Below are 6,366 nucleotides of genomic sequence, written 5' to 3'. Positions count from 1 at the left end.
GGTGGATTGGTATTTAGTTTCTAGTCAACTCTATTTTACCATAAACCTTGAGGAGATATTTTATTTTAACAACAAAAAATACCGTATTTATGCGGTGTTTGGCGTTTCGCAAACGCCTATTACTGTTCGAGTATGTAAGGATTCAGGTGTTTGCAGATGAAAAGACTCTATGACTGTAAACAATGCTCCGCATAATCGATTGCATCGATGATATCACTACGGAAATTATTTGCACCGATCCGGTCAAAGAAGCCATCTTTTTTCATAACAGAAAGCGGCTGTTCATTGACATGTGAAAATACCAGACGGATCTTTTTACGTTCGGCGCGGTCAGCAAGACTATGTAAAGAATGCATTGCACTTGCATCAATCGCAGGAACGCTTCGCATACGGATGATGACTACCTTTGTAAACTGTTTGGAATCGATCGCAGTCAGGCGGTCGGCAGCCGCAAAAAACATAGGACCGCTGATCTCAAATACACGGATATGTTTTGATAAAGACAGCATTTTTTCTGCTTCTCCATCGGTAACGTCCGGTTCTTCAATATATTTCCATCCGGTTACGTCAGTTACTTCTGCCATTCGTTTCATAAATAATAAAGAAGATACGACAATACCAACTTCAATTGCGATCACAAGGTCAAAAATAACGGTTAAAAGAAAGGTGCCGATCAGGACGATCGAATCACTTTTTGGAGCTGTTTTTACAAGTTTAAAAAAGGCAGACCAGTCACACATATTCCATGCTACCATGATCAGGACAGCAGCAAGCGTTGTCATGGGGATCAAAGCAGCAAGGGGCATCAGCACTAACAGAATGATCAGCAGAGTGATACTGTGAACGATGCCGGCGATCGGTGTACGTCCGCCATTTTTTACATTAGCGGCTGTCCGGGCGATCGCACCGGTTGCAGGTATACCGCCAAACAGACCGGAAAAAATATTTCCAAGCCCCTGTCCGATCAGTTCCGCATTGGAATTGTGCTTATCGCCGATCATGCCATCGGATACCACGCAGGAAAGCAGGGATTCGATTCCGGCTAAGATAGCGATCGTAAAAGCAGGTGAGATCAGCTTCTGGATCATGCCCATGGTGACTGCAGGGATCGTCGGATGCGGCAGGGCAGAGGATAGTTCACCATAGACGCTGCCGATCGTATTGACATGCAGTCCGGTCACTTTTACCAGGATTGTAGTTGCGATAATGGCAATCAGGGAACCGGGAAGTTTATCCGTTATTTTTGGCCAGACGATCAGAATTGCGATCGCAAGAATACCAACGGCAAGTGCAGATACGTTTACGGTTGTGATGTGGGCAGCATAAGCAGAAATTTTGCTTAAAAATTCGGATGGAACAGCACCCATATCAAGTCCGAGAAAATCTTTGACCTGTCCGACTAACAGACTGACACCGATACCGCAGGTAAATCCGGTTGTGATCGTATAAGGAATGTATTTGATCAGCGAACCAAAATGGCAGATGCCCATGATGATCAGAAAGATTCCGGCAAGGATGGTAGCAACGGTCAGTCCGTCAAGTCCATATTCTGCGACAATGCCATAAATGATAAGAACAAATGCCGCAGTAGGACCACCGATCTGTACACGGCTGCCACCAAAAAAAGAAATAAAAAATCCTGCGATGATCGCAGTATAAAGACCACATTCAGGTGTCACACCAGATGCGATCGCAAGAGCAATCGATAAAGGCAGGGCGATGATTGCCACGATGATACCGGAAATGATATCTTTGATCAATTGTTCTTTAGAATAATTGTGTAATACTTCGAATAGCTTTGGTTTTAGACTTTCCATAAATTCTCCTCCTCTGATAAAAAACACATCAAGACAAAATTTTAGCACTAGCGGATTCGACATACAAGGGAAAAGTAAATATTTAGTGAAAAGAGTGTAACAGAAACAAAATAAAGAGTGACGAAGCCGCATAGACGTGCTATAATAAATTTATTAAATTGTTCAGCATAGGTCAAAACACTTGCTGTTCTGACCGTAAGAAAGTGATTCAGGTGTGCCAAAATCCCTTTGCACAGCAAACTTTCATGGATTTTGGCATCGTAACTATGAAGATGCTGAATAGTTACGACTTATTATAAAAAGAAGGACAATGGGCAGATATGAATAACGAACCGAATAATACAAATACTAATGCAAATAATGAAACGATCAAAACAGAACAGTTGATCAAATATTACAAAGAAGATCCGGTACAGGATAATTTAAGAGCACTGGTACATCAGATGAAAAAGACATCTTTCTTTGTACCGGGAATGTTTCCGGATACACCGGAGATACAGGCAATGAAAGAGCAGGCAAAAGAGAATCCCGGTGTACAGGTCAGACTGCCGGAAGGAACTGCACCGATCCCTACATTATTATCCAATGCAGAGGGTGAGATGTATTTCCCGATCTATACAAACATTGCACAGATTCCGAAAGAACCGAAATTTGACCTGATCATGAATATGCCATTCAAATCCTGCTATACTTTAGCATTAAATGAAGGCATGGGAACCAAAGGATTAGTGTTGAATCCATTTTCAGATAACCTGCGTTTCAAAAAAGAATTATTAGAAGCAATCAAGCAGGAAGATGAGATGTTAGCAGCAGGAGCAAAACAGGTCAGGATCTCACCGCGTCAGTTTCAGAATATGATGCGCCAGAAAGCAGAATTTCGTGATCTTCCGCTCCGGTTATATGGCGGTAAGGCAGAATTTGTACAGCAGTTAAGTGATGAAAAAGAAGCCTTAGTCAATGAAATCTATCAAAAGGCATTCCAGCAGCCGGAATTATATCCATATGGCGAAAGTGATTTTTCCGTTATGGCATTAAATATCAGCGATGAATTATTATTAGTCAGAATCGATCTGCCGGAGATCAAAGATCAGGTGCAATTATGCCATCGGATTTATGTAACATTGAATCCGGCAACAGAAGAAGTCAATTACTTTACGATCGAGCAGGGCAAGGAAAAAGGAGAACGCAGATTTGGCGGAATCACCAGTGAACAGAAACATGTAGAATATGGTGAGGCTCCGGTGGAAGGTGCAGAGATCCAGCGGGTGATGGATATTTTAGACCAGAATAAAGAGCAGACAAGCTAAAAGATATATGATTTGCGAAGAAGCAAAGCCAATGGAAGATAAAGATTCCGTTGGCTTTTTCATTAACAGAAAGAGAGGGCGCAGATGAATCTATTTGATATTATAGGACCGGTGATGGTCGGACCATCGAGTTCCCATACAGCAGGAGCGGTCAAGATCGGAAGGGTATCAAGAAGGCTGTTAGCAGAAGAAATTGAAAGTGCAAAGATTTATTTTCATGGTTCTTTTTTAGCAACCGGACAGGGACATGGTACAGATAAAGCATTAGTTGCAGGATTGTTAGGATTAGATGTAGACGATCCAAATATCCCTGACAGTTTTGCCATTGCAAGGGAAAAAGGAATGCACTATACGATCAGTGGAATTGATTTAGGAGAAGCACATCCGAATTCTGTAAAAATGAATTTAACAGGCGTATCCGGCAGAGAACTTGAGATCGTCGCAGCGTCTATCGGAGGTGGACAGATCCGTATCTGTGAAATGGACGGTCTGACGGTTAATTTCAGCGGAGATCTGCCGACACTGATCGTACACAACCTTGACCAGCCGGGACATGTTACAGAAGTGACTTCCATGTTAGCACATAAATCTGTCAATATTGCAACGATGCAGTTATACCGTTCAAACCGGGGTGGCAATGCCGTTATGGTTATTGAATGTGATCAGGAAATACCAAGAGAAGCAATCGCATGGTTAGAGCATTTAGAGGGTATCATAAAAGTAACGTATTTAAGTCTGTTGGAGGAAGAATATGTTTAGAGCGTTAGGAGAAATTGAAGCTGCGGTCAGAAAGCAGAATAAAAATTATTACGAAGTGATCTTAGAGGACGACTGCAAGGAGCAGGGGATCACAAAAGAGGTTTCGTTTGAAAAAATGAAGCATATGTACCAGATGATGCAGGAGGCAGATCTTGCATATGATAAAAAACAGTATTCTGCATCAGGACTTGTCGGAACAGATGGAGAAAAAATGGCACAGGCAAGGGCAGCAAAGACGGTATTGTGCGGAGACTTTATCGGTGAGGTCATGGAAAAAGCAATTAAGATGGGCGAATCAAATGCCTGCATGAAAAGGATCGTTGCAGCACCGACGGCGGGTTCCTGCGGAGTTATTCCAGCCGTTTTTTTGACTTTACAGAAAAACAAAGGATTTTCTGATGAAAAGATGACAGAAGCATTATATGTAGCTGCCGGAATCGGTGGTGTGATCGCAACGCGTGCATTTATCGCAGGGGCAGCAGGCGGCTGTCAGGCAGAGATCGGATCGGCTTCTGCAATGGCGGCAGGAGCAGTTGCTTATCTGATGGGGGCGGATGAAAAAGGGATTTCTAATGCAGCAGCGTTGGCACTTAAGAATTTACTAGGCTTAGTCTGCGATCCGGTAGCGGGACTTGTTGAAGTTCCCTGTGTCAAAAGAAATGTATTAGGAGCCGTCAATGCATTGACTTCAGCAGATCTTTCCATGGCAGGGATCAACAGCAAGATCCCGCCGGATGAAGTGATCGATGCAATGCGTTCCATAGGAAAAGCCCTGCCGGAATCTCTAAGGGAAACCGGACAGGGCGGTCTTGCAGCGACACCAGCCGGTGAAGCTGTCAAAGATAAATTTTCAAAGAAAAAATGATTATTTGTTGCTTCTGCGCCAGATCTTTAATTTTTCAGCTTCAGCGATCAGCTCATCCCTGAAATCAGGATGGGCGATCGAGATCAGTGCTTCGGCACGCTGCCATGCGGACAGTCCTTTTAAATTGACTTTACCGTATTCTGTAACAACGTAATGTGTATTTGCACGCGTATCTGTTACGATAGAACCCGGATTTAAGGTAGGTACGATACGGGATTTCACTTGACCGTCTTTCGTCTTAAAAGTAGAAGAACAGCAGATGAAACTCTTACCACCATTAGAAAGGTAAGCACCTAATACGAAGTCAAGCTGTCCACCGGCACCGCTGATCTGTTTGATCCCGGCGGATTCCGCATTGATCTGTCCGAAAAGGTCAAGGTCAACGGCATTGTTGATCGAAATAAAATTATCCAATGCAGAGATGGAACGGATATCATTGGTATAACTTACCGGTGCACTTAAAAGTTCCGGATTTTCGTCCAGATAATCGTACATTTTTTTCGTACCGCATCCAAAAGCATATGCCTGACGGAAACGGTCAATGTTCTTTTTAGAACCATTGATCTTACCTGCTTTTGCAATATCAACAAAAGCATCTACATACATTTCTGTATGGACACCTAAATCTTTCAGGTCAGAATCAGCGATCATGGAACCAACTGTATTTGGCATACCACCGATACCAAGCTGTAAGCAGGCACCATTTGGAATTTCTTCCACGATCAGTTTTGCAACAGCAGTATCAACATCTGTAGGTGCACCGCCGCCACCCATTTCTCCGATTGCAGGATTTTCACCTTCTACGATAAGATCTACTTTAGAAATATGGATGCCATTTTCAAAACCGCCAAGACAGCGAGGCATGTTTTCATTTACTTCTACGATGATCTTTTTGGAAGTTTCACAGACAGCCATCATATGGGATGCATTAGGACCAAAATTGAAATAGCCATGTTTGTCCATCGGTGCTACCTGAAACATTGCAACATCATCTTTATCTGCAAGATCATAATAATAACGAGGCAGTTCGGAATAACGGAGTGGAGCATAGAATGCACATCCCTTTGCAATCAGCTTACGTTCAATACCGGACATATGCCAGGAATTCCATGTGAAATGCTCACCTGCATCTTCACGTTCAAAAATGGCAGGAACTTTTAAGAGGATACCACCTCTTAATTTGATATCTTTTAATTCATCGGTTCTTTTTGCAAGAGCCTTATCTAAGGCATCCGGAGTTCCGGTACACCAGCCGTAATCTACCCAGTCACCGGATTTTATCACTTTGACTGCTTCATCGGCAGTAACAAGTTTCTGTGTATATTCTTTCGAGTAATCCATATATACCTCCTATTGACTTTGTTAAATTATTATCTTTCTCCATACTAGCACTTTAATAAAGAAGATGCAAGTTTCGAGAACAGCTTTTTAGTGCCGCTAAGCAGGAGATGATATATGCGTTTATTCCAAAAGCTGTCCTAAACTCGCTTTTTATATAGAGAAATGTTTTACGTTATAGAGCTCAAACAGTAGGAGAGCTTTTACGCATATGTTATCTCCTGCTAAGCGGCACACAAAAGCCTGTTCAATGAAACTTGCATCTGCCGGCAGGCAGCCG

5 protein-coding genes are annotated in these 6,366 nt (G+C 42.7%); 3 read left to right on the top strand and 2 right to left on the bottom strand.

Features of this window, described 5'->3' with window-relative positions:
- Nucleotides 1–167: 167 nt before the first annotated feature.
- Nucleotides 168–1,817, bottom strand: a complete 1,650-nt coding sequence (locus H8S17_RS12405) for a SulP family inorganic anion transporter (protein ID WP_186867548.1) — start codon at nucleotides 1,815–1,817, stop codon at nucleotides 168–170.
- 320 nt (nucleotides 1,818–2,137) lie between these two features.
- Between H8S17_RS12405 and H8S17_RS12400 the strand changes: the two genes are divergently transcribed.
- The 3 genes from H8S17_RS12400 (at nucleotide 2,138) to sdaAA (ending at nucleotide 4,748) form a co-directional block, all read left to right on the top strand.
- Nucleotides 2,138–3,124: an SseB family protein gene (locus tag H8S17_RS12400; protein ID WP_186867547.1), complete on the top strand. Its 987-nt coding sequence runs from the start codon at nucleotides 2,138–2,140 to the stop codon at nucleotides 3,122–3,124.
- Nucleotides 3,125–3,208: 84 nt separating this feature from the next.
- A complete protein-coding gene (gene sdaAB / locus H8S17_RS12395; RefSeq protein ID WP_178051573.1) occupies nucleotides 3,209–3,883 on the top strand; it encodes an L-serine ammonia-lyase, iron-sulfur-dependent subunit beta in 675 nt (224 codons plus the stop codon).
- Nucleotides 3,876–4,748, top strand: a complete 873-nt coding sequence (gene sdaAA, locus H8S17_RS12390) for an L-serine ammonia-lyase, iron-sulfur-dependent, subunit alpha (protein ID WP_186867546.1) — start codon at nucleotides 3,876–3,878, stop codon at nucleotides 4,746–4,748. The genes sdaAB and sdaAA overlap by 8 nt, the downstream gene beginning before the upstream one ends.
- Here sdaAA and H8S17_RS12385 read toward each other — a convergent pair whose 3' ends face one another.
- Complete coding sequence (locus H8S17_RS12385; protein ID WP_186867545.1) at nucleotides 4,749–6,089, bottom strand: butyryl-CoA:acetate CoA-transferase; 1,341 nt, start codon at nucleotides 6,087–6,089, stop codon at nucleotides 4,749–4,751.
- Nucleotides 6,090–6,366 lie beyond the last annotated feature (277 nt).

This window comes from Roseburia zhanii (assembly GCF_014287635.1).
Classification (GTDB): Bacteria; Bacillota; Clostridia; order Lachnospirales; family Lachnospiraceae; genus Roseburia_B; species Roseburia_B zhanii.
Note: the sequence above shows the minus strand (reverse complement) of the source record. Positions and strands in the feature narration are given on the sequence as shown.